The sequence below is a fragment of the Variovorax paradoxus EPS genome, assembly GCF_000184745.1.
GTDB lineage: Bacteria > Pseudomonadota > Gammaproteobacteria > Burkholderiales > Burkholderiaceae_C > Variovorax > Variovorax paradoxus_C.
The window spans coordinates 4,746,429-4,764,098 of the sequence record NC_014931.1; the positions used below are offsets into that span (position 1 = coordinate 4,746,429).

General features: G+C 61.8%; 13 protein-coding genes and 1 tRNA gene. 6 read left to right on the plus strand and 8 right to left on the minus strand.

Translation table 11 applies throughout. The features are described from left to right. Window positions 1-6: 6 nt before the first annotated feature. Window positions 7-82: transfer RNA gene (locus VARPA_RS21855), tRNA-Thr, on the plus strand. 84 nt (window positions 83-166) lie between these two features. Here VARPA_RS21855 and VARPA_RS30735 read toward each other — a convergent pair. The 3 genes from VARPA_RS30735 to VARPA_RS21860 all read right to left on the minus strand — a co-directional run bounded on the left by VARPA_RS30735 (window position 167) and on the right by VARPA_RS21860 (window position 3,339). Further along, entirely contained in the window at window positions 167-1,015 is an 849-nt protein-coding gene (locus tag VARPA_RS30735) for an HNH endonuclease (RefSeq protein ID WP_013542761.1), read from the minus strand. A 394-nt stretch (window positions 1,016-1,409) separates the two neighbouring features. Beyond that, the gene (locus VARPA_RS31180; protein ID WP_144299020.1) at window positions 1,410-2,987 is read right to left on the minus strand and encodes a hypothetical protein; all 1,578 of its coding nucleotides are present in this window, start codon (window positions 2,985-2,987) and stop codon (window positions 1,410-1,412) included. Window positions 2,988-3,087: 100 nt separating this feature from the next. After that, on the minus strand, window positions 3,088-3,339 hold the full coding sequence (locus VARPA_RS21860; protein WP_013542763.1) for a hypothetical protein: 252 nt from the start codon (window positions 3,337-3,339) through the stop codon (window positions 3,088-3,090). Between the two features lie 294 nt (window positions 3,340-3,633). On the opposite strand from VARPA_RS21860, the gene VARPA_RS21865 reads away from it, so the two are divergent. From VARPA_RS21865 to VARPA_RS21875, 3 genes are all read left to right on the plus strand, one after another. Continuing rightward, the gene (locus VARPA_RS21865; RefSeq protein ID WP_013542764.1) at window positions 3,634-4,209 is read left to right on the plus strand and encodes a helix-turn-helix domain-containing protein; all 576 of its coding nucleotides are present in this window, start codon (window positions 3,634-3,636) and stop codon (window positions 4,207-4,209) included. Between the two features lie 55 nt (window positions 4,210-4,264). Continuing rightward, a complete protein-coding gene (locus VARPA_RS21870; RefSeq protein WP_144299021.1) occupies window positions 4,265-5,734 on the plus strand; it encodes an MFS transporter in 1,470 nt (489 codons plus the stop codon). A 99-nt stretch (window positions 5,735-5,833) separates the two neighbouring features. Continuing rightward, window positions 5,834-6,820 (plus strand): bifunctional enoyl-CoA hydratase/phosphate acetyltransferase, encoded by a 987-nt coding sequence (locus VARPA_RS21875; RefSeq protein ID WP_013542766.1) that lies wholly within the window; start codon window positions 5,834-5,836, stop codon window positions 6,818-6,820. Here the strand turns inward: VARPA_RS21875 and VARPA_RS21880 are convergent. Continuing rightward, on the minus strand, window positions 6,804-6,989 hold the full coding sequence (locus tag VARPA_RS21880) for a hypothetical protein (RefSeq protein WP_013542767.1): 186 nt from the start codon (window positions 6,987-6,989) through the stop codon (window positions 6,804-6,806). The two genes, VARPA_RS21875 and VARPA_RS21880, sit on opposite strands and share 17 nt — an antisense overlap. A gap of 114 nt (window positions 6,990-7,103) precedes the next feature. Between VARPA_RS21880 and VARPA_RS21885 the strand changes: the two genes are divergently transcribed. Then, complete coding sequence (locus VARPA_RS21885; RefSeq protein ID WP_013542768.1) at window positions 7,104-7,685, plus strand: HD domain-containing protein; 582 nt, start codon at window positions 7,104-7,106, stop codon at window positions 7,683-7,685. Between the two features lie 272 nt (window positions 7,686-7,957). Continuing rightward, window positions 7,958-9,826 (plus strand): Ig-like domain-containing protein, encoded by a 1,869-nt coding sequence (locus VARPA_RS21890; RefSeq protein WP_013542769.1) that lies wholly within the window; start codon window positions 7,958-7,960, stop codon window positions 9,824-9,826. Window positions 9,827-9,851: 25 nt separating this feature from the next. Here the strand turns inward: VARPA_RS21890 and VARPA_RS21895 are convergent, their stop codons facing one another. Genes VARPA_RS21895 through VARPA_RS21915 form a run of 4 tightly spaced genes read right to left on the minus strand, consistent with a single transcriptional unit; the run spans window position 9,852 to window position 17,602 of the window. Further along, window positions 9,852-10,841, minus strand: a complete 990-nt coding sequence (locus VARPA_RS21895) for a DUF6708 domain-containing protein (protein ID WP_013542770.1) — start codon at window positions 10,839-10,841, stop codon at window positions 9,852-9,854. A 24-nt stretch (window positions 10,842-10,865) separates the two neighbouring features. Further along, complete coding sequence (locus tag VARPA_RS21900; protein ID WP_013542771.1) at window positions 10,866-13,802, minus strand: T6SS effector BTH_I2691 family protein; 2,937 nt, start codon at window positions 13,800-13,802, stop codon at window positions 10,866-10,868. Window positions 13,803-13,835: 33 nt separating this feature from the next. Further along, on the minus strand, window positions 13,836-14,759 hold the full coding sequence (locus VARPA_RS21910; protein ID WP_013542772.1) for a DUF4123 domain-containing protein: 924 nt from the start codon (window positions 14,757-14,759) through the stop codon (window positions 13,836-13,838). Further along, window positions 14,759-17,602 (minus strand): type VI secretion system Vgr family protein, encoded by a 2,844-nt coding sequence (locus tag VARPA_RS21915; RefSeq protein WP_013542773.1) that lies wholly within the window; start codon window positions 17,600-17,602, stop codon window positions 14,759-14,761. Before VARPA_RS21915 ends, VARPA_RS21910 begins: the two co-directional genes overlap by 1 nt. Window positions 17,603-17,670: the final 68 nt, after the last annotated feature.

A 17,670-nucleotide genomic window follows, 5' to 3' on the forward strand; every position in this document is an offset into this window, starting at 1 on the left:
GGCTTCGCCGGTGTAGCTCAGTCGGTAGAGCAGCTCATTCGTAATGAGAAGGTCGGGTGTTCGATTCATCTCTCCGGCACCAAATAGAAAGCCCCGCTATTGAAAAATAGCGGGGCTTTTTTCATTACCTCAGATATCTGAACTAACGAATTCGGTCGATTTCTATTTATCGATTTTCTTTTGGCTCAATTATCAAAAGCCTCTCGATAAGCTCTTTATTTCTTGTTTGCGCATATTCGCCATAATGAACTTCACGGTGACAGGCGGGACAGAGAGCCGCGACAAATTGGGGATGATCTGGCCCACCGTCTGAAACACGGGTCGTGTGATGGGGCTCTAAATATGCACTCCCCCCCGTTCGGCGAAACGGAGCAGACTTCTCGCAAAGCTCGCATATTCCCGAAGCACGGCGCAACACATAGTCGCGAACAATGCGGCTTCGCTCGTAGATCGTTCGACGACCGTGCCTAGTATCCTTTGAGGCATCGACTTTTGCTGCGGCAATTGCACGTCGCCTTGCCTCGTCAAGCGTCAAATCGATCAGCGGTTCACTAATTCCCGTTAACTCGTCTTGCTCAAGTCGCGCTACCGGCACAAGCCGAAAGACAATCGCCTTTCGCATCTTTTTATCCACATCAAGCGCATCAATCCATTCGTGGTCTTGGTAGACAAACTCGCCAAGATATTTTTGCCCTTTGCCTTTTCCGATTGTACGGAATAAATGCAGCGCCTTACCTCGCGAGGAATGATCGCGAATAGCGAGATTGCCTCGCTTAAATAACATGTCTCCCCGCTGTCCTTCTCCGGTAAAAAAGAAAGTTCCATCTTCGTCAAACCGGTCACTGTACCCGTAGCGCTCTCCGCTATCGCCAGTGAATAAAAAAACAACGAGAAAACGCGCAGATTCGGAAATTCCGCTTTGCCTGCTTCCGCCAAATGGCTCGTGCAACTCCGATTTGCGCCGATAAACCTTACTCAGGACAAAAGATGGTGCAGCTAAATTTAAATCTGGCACAGGTTCGTCCCTCCAAGGTGGCGGCTCTTAATCAGCGTTTAGTTTACTATTGGTAATATACCTTAACTTGTGTCTCTTGCAAATGGGGAAAAATCTGACGCGCGCATGTTGCACCGCTCACTCACGGCGATAGCAGAGCCCGCCGAAGCCGCCCGCTTAGCTTTTACATAGTCGACTGGATATTCACACGACAGCGCTCGTTTTGCAAAGGAGCTGGCGGACTGACCAAAGTCCGCTGAAATGGCGTGAAAGATGCACCACCTTGCGGTGTGCTGATCTAGAGATTTTCCCGAAAGCGCTATCGCTCTCAGAAAGAGAAATTCAGTGACCTCATATTCGAGGCTCAAAATTCATTAAGTTAATGTTTTTTTGAGCGGCGAAAAACTTAAACTTACTACGATGATTCGCCTCTAAAAAGAGCGTCCCAGACCTTGCGCCACAAGGGAGGACCGTCGGGGAATTCACTAATTGAAGTCGCGTGCCACTTCATTGAATCAGACTGCCACATTCCTTGATCTTTTAGAAGCTGTTGAATAATTTCCACCGACTCGGCTACAAGGTTTTCGTCACGAACAACCATGAGGAGAAAATCCACGGAAATCGTTTTTGTCGAATATGGCTCCATTGCGATGCCAAGAACCTCTTTCAATTGTTGGTTTTTTAACTTGCACCCTTCACAATAAATCATAAGTTGATGCTGGCGATGCTCACGATAAGCCGCATAAGACATATCAGGCGGTTTCGCTAAAGTCATGACCACATACGCCCTTGCACTATCGCGGCGTCCGAAAATTGTTGATGTGAATCGCGCACCTTTCTTCTTCACTTTGCGCGCTCGATCGACAGCCGCCCCAAGGGTTCGCCGAATGACTCGAGGCTCTTCCGCCATTTTTCGGAGAATCGCTTCTTGCTGCGCTGAGGCTATAAGACCGTCCATCAAATTCGATGAGCCAAGAAAACCTGACGAGCCAGCCAATATGTGTGAAGTTTGAAATTCGATAAGTTCATCCCATAAATAGCTCACGCGATTTGCTTGTTTACGGCTTCGATATTGCTTGCTACCTCTTATCTCTTTCCACTCGCCCTCCCCCAGAAGAAAGCTCGCTTCAGCGGGTACATCAGGGAATTTTGGACCGACAGACCCGTATACCAATGACGAAAGATAACAGGCAAGAAGATCTTCCTCGCCGGGAATAATAGCGACGCTCGGCTCCATTCTTAAAAAATCTTCTTTTTTTCTTAGATATAGAATGAAATCAGGGAGTGTGTCTAATTCGCCTAAAACTATGTCCAGTGTTTCCTCATCGAACACGTGAACCATGTGCGCCCTGCCAAGCGGCCAGCCCACCTGAAAAGGCGTAGTTTTATGTTCCGCTCCTTCTATATTGGTGCGGATCATCAAACTTCCTGAACTGGGTCCGGATTTGCTCTCGAAAAGCTCGCCCACCTCAGCTAGCTCTCTCGCCTTTTCCTGCCAATATTTGGCGGCGTGCTCAGCGGCACCTTTTGCAACAGCGATTAAATGAATTCGACTGTTTTTTAATTCCGGCAGCGATATCGGAAGTCTATACTCACATTGACGATCGAGATAAATCCGATTTGAATAGCGAATAATCCAAGATTTCGCGCCGGCCAATTGATTGGCCGATTTCTCTATTGCACGCTTGTACCAGCGCGCCCAAGCCACGTTAATGTCGGCGCATGGTTTGAATTCGCACTGCTTATCCGAAAAAATTAGGATGTCGTTGCCAAAGACGACCAATAGATCGCAAAGCTCCTTGCCGTCGCCTTTGCCCTTGCTTCTCCCTTCGTCCGTAAACACATTTGGATAGCTCCAAAGCGTCAGGAAGGCCCTCCGCGCTAGGGCCGTCAGATAGCGTTCAGAGCTCGTTTGAGAATCACCGATCAGGGCTTTGTGCCACGCACTCAATGGAGTTTCCGGCGGCAGGTCGGCGAATGGCAGTGATCTCATTCGGCGAATCGTAGCCTTCAGCCGCGTCAAAGTGGCTGAAGGCCGATGAAGGCGTTTCCGATCGAAAGATCGCTCGGCCAATCAATCTCTGCGGACGCCGCTAGGCGTTTTTCAATTCCACTCGAGGCAGCAGTCGCTCAACGTCCTCTGCAAGGTCCGCGGCAATCCACATGATGTTGCCCCGATGCTCCGCCCCAATCGCCTCAAACAGTTCCTGCTCTTCCCCATAGCAGCAGTGCAGCAGCGACCTCAGCTGGGTCAACTTGTTCTCAAGAATGTCTTTCGCGTCCTGCGCTGAGGTTGTGTCGGCGGAGGTGGGCGTGTTCTGCCCGGCGATAATTTGATCAGCCATTGATGTGCTCGCTTTCCAAAGTTAGTGCACGTTGATTGGTCAGACGGCCATGGTGTTAGCGCACCTTGGCCGTCGCCTTTTCTGCCTCACATCGACATCGCTGCGGTGTGCATTTCGATGTCCCGCCGTGAGGCGCGGCGGTCGACAAATATACGAACAGAAGCGCTTCAACGGAGCGCTTGTGCGGCGAGCAAATCGCGCATCGCGCCAACTTTGCCCACATCGGCAAACCAAAACAAAATGCCCTCTGTCTCGGCATGGGTCGCGGCAATAAATCGGCAATGAATCGACGACATGCAAGACCCCGTCATCACCATCACCACCCCCGCCACTCAACCTCAATTGGGCGCGGCGCTGAAGCGTTGGCGCCTGCTGCATCGCGTGAAGCAATCGCACGCGGCCGAGCTCTTCAACGTCAATCAATCGACCATCTCGCGCTGGGAGTCCGGCACGCAGGCGATGGAGCCCGCCGAGCGCGCACGTGCCGAGGCGCTGTTGTCGGCGCGGCTCGATGCGGCCGCCGACCATGCGCTGGCCAGGCTGGTCAACGAGAGCCCGCGGCCGGTGCATCTGGTGTGCGACATCACGCATCGCCTGCTGGCCTCGTCCGCGCGCAGGGCCGCCGAGTTCGGCGCGCCGCTCTCGCTGCTCTTGGGCCGCTCGCTCTGGCGCTATGCCACGCCGGAGATCGCGGGCAAGGAGGCGATGCTCGACGGCATCGGCTGGCGCGATGCGCTCGCGCCGCCCTCGCTGGAGTTCGCGACGGGCACCAACAGTTCGCAGCTCGTGCCCATTGCGCAGAGCCGTTGCCGGTGGACGCGGCTCACGCTGTCCGATGGGACATCGGCGCGGTTGGTCGAAACGCTTTAGGCATGCGCGGGGGTTCCTCTGCGACTGGCGCTGCGTCGCTATGCTCGCCAAGCCCATGACCTCTGCTCCCCCCGATCCAACTGCGCCGGCCGCTCCCGCCGCGCTGGCCGCCGACCCGCCGCGCAGCCGGCGCGTCGCCTTCCTCGTCGCTGCCGCGTTCTTCATGGAGAACCTCGACGCCACCATCATCACCACCGCCGTGCCGGCCATGGCGCAGAGCTTCGGCGTGGCGCCGGTGGCGCTGTCGATCGGCATCAGCGCCTATCTGCTGGCGCTGGCCGTGTTCATTCCGGTGAGCGGCTGGGTGGCCGACCGCTTCGGTCCGCGCCAGGTGTTCGCGAGCGCCGTCCTCCTCTTCACGCTGGCCTCGGTGGCCTGCGGCCTCGCGCAGAGCCTGCCGGTGTTCGTGGCGGCGCGCATCCTGCAGGGCATCGGCGGCGCGCTGATGGTGCCGGTGGGTCGGCTGGTGGTGTTGCGCAGCACGCCCAAGAGCGGGCTGGTGAAAGCCATTGCCACGATCACCTGGCCCGGGCTGGTCGCGCCGATCCTGGGCCCGCCGCTGGGCGGCTGGATCGCCAGCGCATGGACCTGGCACTGGATCTTCTTTCTCAACGTGCCGCTGGGCGCCGTGGCCCTGGTGCTGGCGCTGCGCTGGATCGACGGCGCACCGGGGGAGCGGCGGCCATTCGACTGGCCCGGCTTCTTTGCGAGCGGCGCGGGTCTTGCCGCGCTGATGTACGGGCTCGACCTGTTGAGCCACACCGCGATCGACTGGCCGCAGGCGCTGGCCTTCGTGGCGGGTGGCGCGTGTTCGCTCGCGTGGGCGCTGTGGCACCTGCGGCGCACGAGCCATCCGCTGGTCGAGCTGTCGGCCTTCGGCGTGCAGACGTTCCGGGTGTCGGTGTTCGGCGGGTCGCTGTTTCGGGTGGCGATCAGCACGGCGCCGTTTCTGCTGCCGCTGATGTTCCAGCTGGCCTTCGGCTTCAGCATGGTCGCCTCGGGCTTCATGATGCTGGCGCTGTTTGCGGGCAACCTGGGCATGAAGCCGGCCACGGGCTGGGTGATGCGGCGCCTTGGCTTTCGCGGCACGCTGATGGTCAACGGCGTGCTGGTGGCGCTGGGGTTCGTGGCCTGCGCGGCGCTGTCGCCGGACACGCCGCTCGCGGTGATGGCCGCGGTGATGGTGGTGGGCGGCATGTGCCGCTCGATGCAGTTCACGGCCTTCAACACGCTGGCCTTTTGCGACACCACGCCCGCGCAGACGAGCAGCGCGACGACGCTGTTCAGCATGTTCCAGCAACTGAGCGCGGGCATCGGCATCGCGTTCGGCGCGATCGCGCTGAGCGTGGCCCAACGCTTCACGGGGCACGCGGGCCATCCGGGCGTGGCGGACTTTCGGATCGCGCTGGGGTTGGTGGCGGCGCTGGCGTTGCTGGCGCTGATCGACGCAGCGAGCTTGCCGCGCAACGCGGGGGCGCGTGTGAGCGGGCACGGCGACGCTGCTGCGCCGCAGGCTTCGCGCTGAACGGCTGATGGCGCCCGGCCCTTGGCAACAACGGTGCTTGCTGCAAACTCCGCTGACTGCATCTGCCCGTCCGCCCCTCACCCATCTTTCGGAGCTCGCATGGCGTCTTCTTCTCCTTCTTCTTCGTCTTCTTCAACTCTTCACTCCGCCGCGCCGCACCCGCACTACGACCGCCTGATCGCCGCCGCCCGCGCCCTCCCCCCGCTGCGGGTCGCGGTGGTCCACCCGGTGAACGCGGTGTCGCTCGAAGCGGCGCTCGCCTCCGCCGCGCTGGGCCTCATCGCGCCGACGCTGGTCGGCCCGCGCGCAAAGATCGAAGCCGCGGCGCGCGAGGCCGGTGCCGACATCTCGCACCTCACCATCGTCGATGCGCCGCACAGCCACGCCGCGGCCGACGCTGCCGTGGCGATGGCCTTGCGCGGCGAGGTCGATGCGTTGATGAAGGGCAGCCTGCACACCGACGAGCTGATGGGCGCGGTGGTGCGGCGCGAAGGGGGCCTGCGCACCTCGCGGCGCATCAGCCACTGCTTCGTGATGGACATTCCGGGCCACGCGCAGCCGCTGGTCATTTCCGACGCGGCGATCAACATCGCGCCCACGCTCGAAGAGAAAGTCGACATCGTGCAGAACGCCATCGACCTCGCGCATGCGCTGCACATGCCCGCGGTGCGGGTGGCGATTCTCTCGGCCACCGAAACGGTGAACGCCAAGGTGCCCTCCACGCTCGACGCCGCCGTGCTCTGCAAGATGGCCGACCGCGGCCAGATCACCGGCGCGCAGCTCGACGGCCCGCTCGCCATGGACAACGCCATCGACGCCGAGGCCGCACGCATCAAGGGCATCGTTTCGCCGGTGGCCGGCCGCGCCAACGTGCTGATCGTGCCCGACCTTGACGCGGGCAACATGCTCGCCAAGAGCCTCACATTTTTGGGCGGCGCCTATGCGGCGGGCATCGTGCTGGGCACGAAGGTGCCGGTGATCCTGACGAGCCGGGCGGATTCGGAATCGGCGCGGCTGGCGTCTTGTGCGGTGGCTTCGATGTTGGTGAAGGCGGGGCGGGATCGGTTGATCAAGGCGGTCGGGTGATGGGCGCTTGATCTTTTCGGCCTACGTCCGAGGGGCCGCATGACGCGGCATCTTGTGGAAAGGTCGCCGCTCCCATTTCGCGCACTGACTGCACAAGCAATGCCTCGAAGTCCTGGCTGGCTTCGAAGGCGGCCAACTCTGCATCGCTCATCGTTTTTTTCTGCGTCATCGCGTAACTCCTTCAATGTTTCACCGGGGATCGACCGGCGAAGCTAACCCCGCAAGCTGCCACGCATATCTCATGCGTGGACGTCGCCCCATCGCCTGCCTACGATCCCCGCCGATGAACATCGAGCAACTCAAAGGCAAGCTCGCCTTCCTGCGAGAGGCGGAAAAACTCAAGGACGTGCTGCGCAGCGGCCACACCTCCTCCGGCCGCGCGGAGAGCACGGCCGAGCACAGCTGGCGCCTCAGCCTCATGGCGATGGCGTTCGAAGAAGAGCTGGCCGGGCTCGACCTGCTGCGGGTGCTGAAGCTATGCGTGGTGCATGACCTGGGCGAGGCGATTCATGGCGACATTCCGGCGATCAGCCAAGACGCGCACCCCGACAAGAGCGAGCGCGAGCGCAACGATCTGCTGACGCTGATGGCGCCGCTCGATGCCAAGCTGCGTTGCGAGCTGCTCGCGCTGTGGGATGAGTACGAAGCCGCCGCCTCGCCCGAGGCCAAGGCGGTGAAGGCGCTCGACAAGCTCGAGACGATCCTGCAGCACAGCCAGGGTGCGAACCCGGACGACTTCGACTACGCGTTCAACCTTGGATATGGGCGCAAGCACACGGGGACCGCGCCGCTTTTCAGCACGCTGCGCGAACTGCTCGACGACGCCACGCGGCGCAGGATGTCGGCGGCGCCGGTCCACCGGTAGCGCAGGGAGAGCGAGGTTCTGCCTCGCGGTGCGATCACACGCGGCCCGCAGTGACCAAGAGCGTCACTGACGACGCTCTACCGCCCCGGCCTGCACTTTGATCACCTGAGTTCCGCCCCGCCGGCTGCTGCCGGCGTCGGTCGCGACTCGGGCTCTCATCTACCGCAAGTTGCATAAAACACACAAAAAGTGTTTCTGTAATGTAAGTAACAAATGCTTGTGACACTTTTCACACACTAAACTTACATTTTTGAAACAACTTCACGTGTTCGATGCGCACTTCTTTTTCGCTGATTGCAGGTGCGCGTCGCCTCGGTGTGGTGCTTGGCTGTTGCGCCGTGTTCTTCGGCCCGGCGGTCGCCTGGGCCGGGTTGAACGAAGTCGGCAAGGCCACGCCTAGCGTCCATCGGCTGAAGCTTTTCGTCGATCCCGTGCTGGCCGACGGCATCGGCGCCGCGGAAGCCGGCCGGCGCCTGGCGCAGTACGTGGCCGACGTCAACACGGTGTTCACGCGCGAGACGGTGCGCAGCTTCGTCTTCGATCCGGTCAACGACCTGCAGCTGATCGCCCCGGCCGATGCGTCGGCATGCAGCCACAACGGCCTGGTGAACGGGGAGATTGCGGTGTGCATCTCCAAGTCGGCCCGGGGCTACAGCCATGGCGGCCTTGCCGCGAGCTGGACCTTTCCGCAGAAGGGCGTGACCTGGAACCTGAACTGGATCGCGATTCACGATCCGCTGCGCCTGTCGCGCGACATCACCAAGGCCGCGCCCGAGTCCACAGAAAAAGACTACCTGGGCCGCCAACTCAAGACGCTGCTGCACGAGCTGGAGCATGTGTTCGGCGCCGGCGCGGGCGAGTACTACAACGCCTCGGCGGTGAAAGACACCACCGGCACCGCACCCCAGGCCGACCTGGCGCTGATGAGCGACACCGACCGCTACTGGTGGACGCGCCAGAGCTGGCGGCTCGACCCGCTGCTGGGCACGGTGTTCGAGCAGCGGCGCGACCCGGCGACGAACCGCGTCATCACGCTCAACATGATTCGCTTCACCGCGGGCACCAAGGCGAACATCAACACCGACTGGAGCGACTGGCCGAAGTACGGCACGTCGAAATTCATGGCGGGCACGACGGCGACGCAGGTGCGTATCACCGATCGCGGAACGGGCGCCGCATTGCCGGGCGCACAGGTGTCGGTGTGGCGCAATGCGGGCACATCGACGGAGCAGCCGATGGTGTTGCTGGCTCAGGGCGTGGTCGATGAGGCGGGGCGTTTTTCTTTCGATTGGGCTTGCGGCTTCACCTGCTTCAACAGCGCGAAGTCGACGCTGCTGGTGAAGGCATCGGCGCCAGGGCGTTCGCCGACGGCGAGCTGGTTCACGATTTTTGATGCGTTCGAGCAGAAGGCGGTGAAGGGACAATCGACCTTCACCATCGACATGTCGCTGGGCGGCGTGGACAACGTGCCGCCGACGGTGTCGGTCTCGGCGCCCGCGATGGCCACGCTGGGCCAGCCGGTCACCATTGCGCCGGCCGTGGTGGACAACGTGGGCGTGTGGGGCGTGAAGGTGGCGGGGGCCGATGGCATTCCGATCTGCACTTTCGAAGCACCGCCCTTCACCTGCACCTGGACGCCGATGACCCCGGGCATGCAGACGATCCGCGTGATCGGCGTGGATGCGGCGGGCAACTCGGCGATGGCGACTGCGAATGTGATGGTGAATACGCCTGCGGATGTGGCGCCGCCGGTGGTGTCGGTGGCGGTGCCCGCGGCGACGGGGGTCAGCAAGACGACGACGCTGTCAGCTGCGGCGCAAGCCAACTCGGGCATTGCGGAGCTTCAGTTCATCGTGGATGGGAAGACGCTGTGCACGGTGAAGGCGGCGCCGTATACGTGCAACTGGACGCCGGGTGCGGCGGGTTACGCGAGCATCGAGGCGCGGGCGGTGGATGCGATGGGGAACATCGCTAGCGTGTCGGCGAACATGCAGGTGAATGCGCAGATCACGCCGTACCGGGCGCTGGCTTTGAAGGATGGGGAGAAGGATGTGGCGGAGCAGTTGATGACGCAGGCTGCTGCGCCGGCGGCGCCAAAGGTCCGGACGGCGGTGGCTTCGCGGGATCGCAGTAGGCTTTGATGGCTGAGAGATAGAGGGACAGTGATCAGATGCTGTCCTTCGCACGTCCGCTCTCAGGCCGTAGCCTGTGCGTCGGATCGGCCTTCAAGTCTTCCTCGGTGATCGCCGTACCTAGCGCATCCACTACCTCTTGCGGCCAACTCACCTTCTGCGCAGTCAACACCACAAAGCGATTGACGATGAAGAACACGGCGAACAGCGGCAAGGCCAGGTGTTGCCACAGCTGGGTCCATGGAAACTCCCTCCAGTCCTGCCAGTAGTTCTTCTTGCGTTGCTTCAACGCTTCGACCATGTCGAAGATCGCACCTTTGTAAGGCGGCGCCTCGCCGGCAATCAGAGGAGCCGCGTCGCGCTCCATGTAGCGGCGGATGTACTCCCACAAGGCACTGGGGAAGTCGACGGGTCCGATAGGGTAGGCATCGACGATGGTGGGATCGGTTGTGCTCTTGCGCATGAGAAACACCAGGTAGTGATCCCGCGAAACGCTGGCCGTGCTGGCACGGGCCTTTGTGTGATGCTCGGCATCGACCAGCGACCAATCGATGACACGGGCTTCGACCGTCGAGGCGCCGAACAGAATGAAGCGCCTGCGCCCGGAGCGATGCACGTAGTAGACCTTGCGACGGGCGCGATCGAAGTAGATCGGCGATTCACTTGGGCCAAACATCTCGAAATAGATACCGATGAAGAAAACGCAAAATGGAACGAGCAGGCCCAACAGAGTAAGAGGGTAGTAGCCCATCTCGAACGTTTCGTAGATGGAATGCCTCAGAAAGTACACACCTACCAGGCCGCAGATCAATCCATAAGCCGTAGTGAATCCCCCGGCTGCAATCAGCGATCCACCATTGATTTCGATCGCGTTGCGGTAAACCCCCGACAGACGCCCTTGGTGTCCGGCTTTCCCGCCTGCCGCCCGCTTCTTGTCGTAGCGCTTGACCAGGCCGAAGACCCTGTCGTCCGCTCGCGCCTCGTCCGTACTCTCCCCGCTGGTGTCGAATCCGATCAGCTTCACGATTTAATGCCTTGTGTTAGCAACTCAGCCATAGTTTGCCGCTTCCGTTGCGAGGTCACGCTCTAGCAGCGCAGCCCCCTTCACCTCATCAACCACAGCAACGCCCAACGCCTTGGCAAGTTCAGTGTCCTCTTCGGCCGCCGTCTTGAACTTGGGCTTGTCATCTTCCCCGTTGCCGAAATAACTGCGGGCGGCCCAGCGTTGGAGTTCTGTGCGGGTGGACACAATGGCGAACACGGTGGCGCCGATGCCAACGATCAGCAGGACAAGCCCTACACCGGAAACAAAGGCTGCTACGCCGGCCGCAGACGCGGCCAGCACGTCGGTCGCCACCACGCCTGCAGCACGCAGCAGGACGCGGCGAGCGATAAGGCGGCTTACCGCACCGCTGCTTGCGGCATCAGCAGCGGCAAAACCACTGGTGAAAGAAGTCCCGACGAACATTGCTTCAGCAGTCGTGTAACCCACATAAGCCAGCATGTCCCCCTCTTCCTTCGCTCCCTGCGCCTTGTATGCCGACATCACCGCATTCAACGCCCCACCCGCCACCCCCGCCAAACCCGCCACCGTCTTGAGCACTGCCAGCTTCGTACTCATTTGGATCAATTGCTTGCCCGCCGCCTGATTCATCAACGCGGCCTTGTGCGCTCCGGCCAACGTGTCAGCAGTCGCACCAGTGAACCCGCTCACGCCATCGGCCACGCTCAGCGCCGCGTCACGCAGCTTTTCCCCACCGGGACCATTGATCTCCTTGAACAGAGCAGGCAGCGCCTGATACAGCCCGATGGCCTGCACGATCATTCCGCCGATGCCCAGCCGCTGGTCGATTCGCCCTTCGGCCACGAGGTTGGCGGCTTCGATCTTTCTGTATTGCTGCACCCGCTCGATGGCCGATTCGGTGGTCACGACGGCATTCAATGACTTGGCTCGCTCCTTCACGGCCTCGAAAGCCTTGGTGCTGGGCGCCCCTTTCGCATAACCCCGCATTCGTGGTGCCTCGCCCGGCCGCAATGTCACTGCGCCGCTTTCGGTGTTCACATCCGAGAGCTCCAGCACCAGCACTCTTTTTTCGTTCTGATTGAAGGCGGTGCGGTCTCGCTGGGAATACTGACCCTGGGGTGCCGCGGCCACTCGGTTGACGGCCTGCGCTGCGGTCACCCGGCGCTCCACCAGAATCGCCATGTTCGGCTCGCCCCCATTGACCGCCGTTTCGATGGCCATCAGCAAGGTGTTGTGCACCACGGCCAACTTTGGCAACTTCTGCAGATAGGTGGCCGCTTGCGCCGGGTTGCCGCGCAAGAGCAGAAATGCCGCGGCACCCAAAGCGGTTTGGTGGCCGCCGGCAAAGGCAGCCACGGCATCGGTCATCCAGGAGTATTTTTTTCCGCCCTCCAACGTAAACAGGCCCTTGAGCATGTCGTACGTCTTGTCGCGCATGTTGTCGCTGTTGCCGCGGTCGGCATCGCCCGCGAGCAGCCCGTTGACCTGTTCGATCACCACTTTTTGATTGCCGAACATGGCGCGCAGCGCGATGGCCTGCTTGTCGGTGATGGGCTTGTCGAGCAGATGCTCCAGATATTCCTTGTAATGGCGCTGGCTGCTCAACGGCTGCGGCAAGTGCACCAGGCTGCTTTCGCTGCAATAGATTTCGCCCGGACTGACTGGCGCGATGACCCTGTTGGGCTCGTCTTCATCGAAATGGCATTCGAAGTACTTCAGCGTCGAGATCGATTTCATGGCTTTGAGCCAATCTGCTTCATACGGCTCGAGTTTCCTGCCGTCTTCCTCGACTCTGTTTCTGGCTCTTGTCACGAGCTGATTGCGACGCGCTTCGTCGAGTTGGCTGCCGATCTTGGCCCAGTCGCTTTCACCGAGTTTCTTGCCACGCGCCGCAATGGCTCTTTCGCGACGGGCATCAGGAGGCCCGATGATCTGTCCGTTGGCGCTGCCGTCCGCTGCCTTGCTGCCGTCAGATGAAGGCTCCCAGCGGTAGCCGCCTTCCGTGACGTAGCGCGAGTCCTTTATCTTGTTCCATGCACTCTCCGAAGTGCTGCCATTGGCTTCGTTCTGCGCGCGCACGGCCGCCACCGCGCGGATCGCCTCCTCCAGGCCACGCAATGCGGCATCGCTGGCCAATGCACGCGCATCTGTCGAGTTGGCCAGTGCTTCCTTCAGCGCCTTGTCCTTCGCGATCCGGATGCCATTGAGGTCCGCCGCCAACCCCGCCGGATCGGGGATCGCCAGCACCAGCTCCTTGTCTTTCGTGGAGGGGCTTGCCTCGGCCTGCTTGCGCATGACCATTGCCAGGCTGACTGCGGCGGCTTCGCCCGCCTTTGCAGGATAGAACGGCGTTGCGCTCTCGACGTTGGCGTGCGTGAAATCGCACAGGGCGTAATCGGCCACGTGTTGTCCAATGAGCGCGGCGTCGGCCTTGAAGCCGCTTGGTTGCGTGGCCGAGCCGAGGTCGACCTTGACCATCCCGGCAGCTCCTGGATCCTTGGCGACCGTTGCCTTGATCTTGTCGCTCCACCAGTTCATGCTGAAGCCTATCCATACAGTCCCCACCTGCTCGGGTTCCTCGATACAAATGGTGCGAAGGTCGTGGGGATGCGTGGACTTACGGCTGCAGGCCGCCTCCGTCTTGTCGAAGACAAACTCCCCCTCAGGCAGCATCGCACCCTGCGCGGAGACTCGATAGGCCTCCCAGCTTTTTCTCAACTTCTGCGGTCTGCCGATCGGATAGTAGACATACACGTAGCCGCCTTGGCGCAGGAGCCGCAGCACATAGCGCGATTGCTCGATTCGAGGCAACCCGAGAGACTGGATGACGGCGTCATGAGTGAGTAACTTGCTGGCGCCCGCGGATGCAAACGCATCGTCTTTCGCGATGGCGGTCGGACGCACCAGCAAGATCGACAAGCCGTTCTTGTCGCAGCGTCTGCATTGAGAGGAGCTTGCCATGGCGCGTTCAGAAAGATAAAAAATCGGAGCGCTTCAGATCGATCGATCGACCCAATTCGCGCGCTGCTCTGCAAGCATGTCTTGCACGCGACCGCCAAACCGTCGCAACGAAATCAATTGATCGTCAAGGCCCTGCCAGCTTTCGAATGCCTCATGGCACAGCGCCTCGGCCGAATAGGCCGCCTGATCCTGCGGATCGACGATACCGCGGCGCTGCGCGTTCGCCACCTTGCGCAACACCTGCACCGTGGCGTCAGCCGGCAACGGATAGCGCTGCTGCTGCCACGCCATCAGCGTGCGGTTGATGGCTTCGGCCTGCAGTGGTAGCGCCCAATGCCGCTCCTTCAAATTGAGCGGAAGAATTCGCAGCTCGCCTGGCGCACCCTGCAGGCTTTGCAGCTTGAAGTTCATGTCGAGATAGATCCATTCGGTCACGCCCTTGAGCACTTCGGGCCAATCGATGGCCGGCATCGGTGATTGGTTCTCCAAATGAGGCATCTGATGCAACAGCGCAAGCATTCGTCGATCTGCGAGCCGCAGGTAGCGCTTTGCATTCGGTGCCCCTCGCGCCCTGAACAAATGGCTCAATTGCCTTGCCAGCAATGCGCCGCTGCTGTGGTCCGTCTGCAGCCAGGCACCGATCCGGAACGCGCCGCTTCCCACCGTGCACGCGACCAGATGCTCGCGCACGGCGATGGCCAGGCTCGCGTCCAGCAAGGGGTCGTGTCTGTCCTCGAGTTCGATCAAATAGGGTGATCGATCCGGCGGGACATCGAAAGATTTGCCATCGATCGGATACTTGGCGCGGTGGTCGTCCAGGCCCTTCTCATCGCCCAGGAAAGGATCGATCAGGAGATAGATGGGACGACCAGGCGCAAAGCGAGACATCAGTTGCGCGGACAGCGATTCGACCAGCGCAGCGGGTACGTCGTCCCAAGGCCAATCCGGCAAGCGCATCAGATCAGTCCTCCGCCACCAACTGCAGTTGTTTCGGCCGCGGGAGCGCACCCCTTGAAGTCGCCGCTTGGCAAGTCATTGCTCGCACTGTCCCCCTGCGGTCCGACGAAGTTGTGCATTCCCCTGAACGTCACCTTCCCCGGTGCATGGATCTTGATGCTCGAGCCTTCCAGCTTGATGTACGCCCCGGCGCTTGTCAGCAGCACGTGTTTGGGCGCCTCGACGTCGACGTTCTTCGTCGTGCTGGCGATCGTCACCTTCTTGTCGGCCGCGATCTTGGTCGCGCCCTTCTGGCTTTGCAGCGTCACGCTGCCGCTGGCTGCGTGCAGCGCGATGCCGCGCTCCTGGTTGGGTTCTGCCCCCTCACCCGCCTTGGCACCGACGGTGTACAAGCTCACCCCCTTGGCTACGCTCACCGCGATCTGCCCCTGCGCGGGCAAGTCGATGTCCTGGTTGGCGACGATGGCGGTGTGCTTGCCGCTGACGGCAATCACCTCCTTCGGCGTGACGAAGCCGATTCCCTTGGGCGCGCTGAACTGCAGGTGCGGCTCGCTATAGGCAGTAACGCTGCCCTGACCGCCTTCGGTGGCTTTGATGTCGCCGCCGCTGCCGTTTACTCCGCTTGCTGACGCGCCCTCCTGCGTCGCCCCGAGCACCTCGGCCACGTGCTTCAGTGCCTCGATGGCCGGCAGCTTGTCCGGCGCCTCTTCGCCCTTGATCTGCGCCTTCTGCGTCTGCGCACTGTTGGCCAGCGAGGTCGCAAGTTCTTCGGCCTGCTTCGTCTGCTGCTGCGCTTCGCGACTGGCCATGAACGCACCCTTGGCGTTCTGTTGCGCATGTGCGCTCACGAGCAACCCTGACCCCGTGCGGATGGCACCCTGCGCGGTCGTTGCGAGTTCAGCCCCATGCCCCCGCGCCTTGCCGCGCGCGTTGTCGTCCTGCTGCTTGTGGTGCCCCAGGTGCAGCCGGCTCATGGCCTGCGTGGTCGCGAGGCTCGTGCTGCCCTGCCCCGGCGTGTCGTCGAAGACCAGCTGGTTGTAGCCGCCATCGCCGCTCTGGCTGGCGCTCAACTCCTGGGTCTTGATGCCCGAGAAGACGGCGTTGTGCGCGTGCTCCTTGGCTTCCTTGCCTTCACCCGCGAACCAGGCGGGGGCGTTGCCTGTGGACTGGGCCGCGCCCGCGGACTTCTCGTTGTGCTGGGCGTCGGCCTGGCCAGCACCGTTGTAGAGGGCTGCAACGACGACGGGGCGGTCGATGTCGCCATGGTGGAATTCGACCAGCACTTCCTGTCCCACACGCGGCAGGGTGACCTGGCCCCAGTTGTCGCCAGCAGCGCTGGCGGCCACGCGCACCCAGGCGCCCAATCGATCCGCGGCCGGCGCATTGTCCTGGCCGTCGGGGCGGGGCTGTCTTGCGCTGGAGCCGCTGCCGCGCTGCCAGTGGAACTGCACCTTGACGCGGTGGTCGCGGTCGGTGTGCACGGGAGCGTTCTCACCCACGCCGATCACGATGGCGCTCTGGCTGCCGTGCACGCTGGGCTTTGGGTGGATGCGCTGGCCGTGGCCGTCCACGCTCAGCGGGCGGTAGGGAGTGGCCGCGCGCACTGTCGTGAAGTCATTGCGGTAGTGGGTGACGGTGTCGGGCTTGGCTGCGGCATTGCCGCTGTCACTGTCACTGTCCTCCGATGCATCGAACACGGTGGCGATGTCGGGCAGTCCGAGGCGTTCACCGACACCGGCCTTCAAGGCTTCGTCGAAGTTGTTGCGCGCGATGTGGCGCACGGCCAGCACAGCGAAGCGGCGGTCCTCTTCGCTGTCCTTGTCGTGCTGCTCGTGGCCGCTCAGCGTGAAGGTGGTGGCGGGTGCCAGCGTGCGCACGGCGCTCTGGCCTTCGAAGCGCTTGTTGCGAAGCTCCAAGGCTTGCAAGGCGTTGGACAGGAGGCGTTCGCCTTGGGCCGAGGTCTCCCAGCCGTAGGCACCAGGGTCGTCGCTCCACTGCAGAGTGCGGTGGCCTGCGCCACGGCTTTGCTGCTGCACGGGCCTCGCACTCACGCTCTTGTAGTCCCAGCTCTGCTGCGCGAGGCTGTTGGTCTGCAGCTGGCGGCTGCCGCGCCATTGCTGGATGGTGTCTTCGCGCTCGCTCGCGTCGGCGCGGTGAAAGCGGATGGTGGCTTGCGTGTTCGCGCGGAAGGCGCCGTTGTGGTCGGCGATGACGAGAGTGTGGCTGCCCAGGTCGCCGTCCTTGCCGGTGGCGTGTTCGAACCAGTAGCACAGGCCTTCTTCGGCGAGCAGCCGCGCAACGAAATCGAAGTCGCTCTCGTGGTACTGCGTGGTGATGCCGCGCACGGGATAGATGTCCCGCTGGGCAATCTCCCAGCGCCATTGCACGGCCAGCTTGCCCTGGCTTTGGTACCGCGCGAACACGGCGTCGACGATGTCGAACACGCTCTGGTGCTGAAAGAGGCAACTGTCCTGGCGGTGACGCAGGAATGCGAGCCAGGGTTCGATGACGATGCGGTAGCGCGCCATGCCGCCGTTGCTCGAGACGCACTCGGCCTCGGTCACGTGGCCGTGGAAGGGGCGGAGGTCAGTGCGGCTCTGTGCGGTCTGCAGATCGAGGCGCACGCCTTGGCCCATGAGGGTCTTGAGTTCGATGTTCGCGTCGTCGCTCAGCGCTGTGAGTTCGAAGCGGAAGCCGCCGTCGTCAAGAGACTCCACGCCTTCGATACGTTCGGCCAGCAGCTTGTTGGCACCCAGTGGTGTGTGCAGCACCAGCAGGCGATCGCGCTGCGTCGTGCCCGCACGCAGCATTGCGCCCAACGACGCAGAGTTGAAGTTCGACATGTTTTTTTCTCTCCCCGAGACTCTCGATCCGCATTCGCGTTCAGCGGCGCCCCGGTTGATCCTGCAAC